The 2,745-nt window shown below is 52.4% G+C and carries 3 protein-coding genes; all 3 read left to right on the forward strand.

Annotated elements, in window-relative coordinates:
* A partial coding sequence (locus tag AC1DOC_RS31305; RefSeq protein ID WP_478131289.1) for a DegT/DnrJ/EryC1/StrS family aminotransferase occupies positions 1-882 on the forward strand: 882 nt, incomplete at its 5' end.
* On the forward strand, positions 875-2,140 hold the full coding sequence (locus tag AC1DOC_RS31310; RefSeq protein WP_478131290.1) for an oligosaccharide flippase family protein: 1,266 nt from the start codon (positions 875-877) through the stop codon (positions 2,138-2,140). The genes AC1DOC_RS31305 and AC1DOC_RS31310, both read left to right, overlap by 8 nt.
* Positions 2,141-2,168: 28 nt before the next feature.
* On the forward strand, positions 2,169-2,745 hold a 577-nt coding region (locus AC1DOC_RS31315), incomplete at its 3' end, for a hypothetical protein (RefSeq protein ID WP_478131291.1).

Consider the following 2,745-nt stretch of genomic DNA (forward strand, 5'->3'; position numbering starts at 1 on the left):
GATGAGGTCATCGTGCCTAGCAATACCTACATTGCTACTTGGTTAGCCGTAAGCCAGTGCGGCGCCACACCGGTGCCCGTAGAACCGAATGCACGAACCTACAATATTGATCCGGAGCTGATCGAGGCAGCCATCACGCCTCGTACCAGGGTCATCTTGCCGGTGCACCTGTACGGTCAACCGGCCGATCTCGATCCGATTCTCTCCATTGCCCGGCGTCACGGTCTCCGCATTTTGGAAGATGGCGCGCAAGCACACGGTGCTCGATATAAGGGTCAACGCTTGGGCGGCCACGGTGATGCCGTCGCTTGGAGCTTCTATCCGGGCAAGAACTTGGGGGCCATGGGTGATGGGGGCGCCATTACCACCAACGACGCGCAATTGGCCGAGCGGTTGCGGGTGTTGCGCAACTATGGGTCGCGCGTCAAGTACGTGAATGAAGTGCAGGGCTACAACAGCCGACTGGACCCTCTGCAAGCCGCTATTTTGCGGATCAAGCTAGCCCATCTGGATGAGTGGAACGCGCGGCGAAAGTCAATAGCAGCGCAATATCTAGAGGGATTGAAGGGCATCGGCTTGGTATTGCCCCTTGTGCCGGATTGGGCTGATCCGGCTTGGCATCTGTTCGTGATCCGATATGCGAAGCGTGATGCGTTGCTTAAACGCCTAGCGGCTGCGGAGGTGGGCACATTGATTCACTATCCTATTCCGCCACACAGACAAGAAGCTTACGCGGCGGCGGGGTGGCATATCAATGCGTTTCCGCTTGCAAATCAGTCGGCAGAGGAAGTATTGAGCTTGCCCATGGGGCCACACTTGTCCGCCAAGCAAGGGGAAGAAGTGATTGTTGCGCTTCGCGCCAGTGTCGTGGCCGATGACTGACGGCAAGTCTTATCGGCAGATCTTGCGCTCGTCGGCCATTATCGGCGGGGCGTCGGTCCTGAATATTCTTATCGGTTTGGTTCGCACAAAGGTGGCCGCGGTCTTGCTGGGACCAGATCAGGTTCAATGGTTGGCAGTCGGGGTTGCTTTAACTGTGGGGGCTAGCTCGCAAGGTGCACTCCTTAACGGGCTACGTCGAATTGCAGACATCGCTCGCGTGAGCATTTTCTCCGCCGTATTGTCGACGATGCTCGGCATCTTCGTGCTGCTTGGGTGGGGTCAAACCGGCATAGTGGCTTTTGTGTTGAGTGCACCGCTGTGTACGCTCCTAGTTGGTTACTTTTTTGTTTGGAAGCTTCCCAAAATCCACGCTCAAACGACGCCTTGGTCACTGCTAGTTATGCAATGGCGTACGTTGGCAGGATTAGGGGCCGCGTTCATGCTTGCTGCGGTGCTAGCCACCCTTGCACAGTTATTAGTTCGCATATTGGTGCAGAAAAACTTGGGAGCCGGTGGCCTAGGGAATTTTCAGGCGTCTTGGCAGATTTCCATGACCTATTTGGGGTTTGTCCTTTCTGCCATGGGAACGGATTATTACCCTCGCTTGACTGCAAGCATCAACGACGATATTTCCACCAATCGCATGGTGAATGAGCAAACTGAGGTTGCACTGCTGCTGGGAGGGCCGGTTCTGCTGGCGATGATGGGTCTGGCGCCGTGGGTTATTGAAATCTTATATTCCGGTGATTTTCAGGAGGCGCAAGGCGTGCTGCGCTGGCAAATCATCGGAGATCTTCTTAAGGTACTCAGTTGGCCTTTGGGCTTTGTTCTTCTGGCCACAGGGAACGGGCGAGCATTTCTTCTTACCGAAGCTATTGGATTCGGCTTTTTCGTGTTCTTAAGCTGGTGTGGGTTGGGCGCGCTTGGAATTCAGGCCACGGGTATGGCATTTGTCGGAATGTATCTGATTTACCTACCTATGGTGTACTGGCTCGCCCGTCGAAAGACCGGGTTTCAGTGGTCATTGGGAATTTGGAAAAAATCGGGTTCGCTTTTAGGGCTATGCGTGCTCGTGAAGCTCTTGGCTGAATGGAATTTATTCGCAGGAGCAATATCTGGCGCTGTAGGTGCTCTTGGGTTGACGATTTATGCTGTGACACAGCTCGCAAGCATCGGGGCGGCATCGGAAAATCCCGTTAGTCGCTTATGCATGAAAATTCTTAAAAAAACACCAATGCAAAGAGGAGAGTGTCGATGACTTTGGGAAAAATCGACTTTCTTGGCTCATGAAAATACTAATTCCCATAATTGGCTTTGGTGCTGCTGGTGGCTACCGGGTTCTTTCTGAATTGGCCAACCATTGGTTAAGGGATGGTCATCAGGTTGATTTCCTTGTCGACGAAAGATCGGCCGATCCCTATTTTCCGACCCAAGCGAAAATTTTTCGCTTTGACAAGCGTGGTCGATCAACTGATCGCCACGAAGACACTCGGAGAAATGGATTCTCCTCGCATGGAAATGCAGCGTCCATCTATTTTGGAATGTGGCGAGCGCTAAGAAAAATTGATTCTGGATACGACGTTGTTCTAGCCAACCACTCACTAACCACATTCCCCGTTGCATTCTCGGGTATTAATGGGGCGAGAAAATATTACTATGTTCAGGCCTACGAACCAGAGTACTATTCTCTCGAAAAAGGGCGGAAGGCTAGAGTGCTTGAGTGGCTTTCGATGTTTAGCTATCGGTTGAATCTGAGGCAAATTGCCAATGCGCCAATTTATATTGGATATCGTGGCATAAAGGCTAACCGTTGGATTCCGCCCGGAGTCGATGAGTCGATATTTCATCGTCGCGATACGATCT

The organism is Variovorax sp. 01T439_2, assembly GCF_056398445.1.

Bases quoted from the DNA above. Each gene is read 5' to 3' on its own strand.
- AC1DOC_RS31310 (WP_478131290.1), top strand. From the start codon at position 875: ATGACTGACGGCAAGTCTTATCGGCAGATCTTGCGCTCGTCGGCCATT.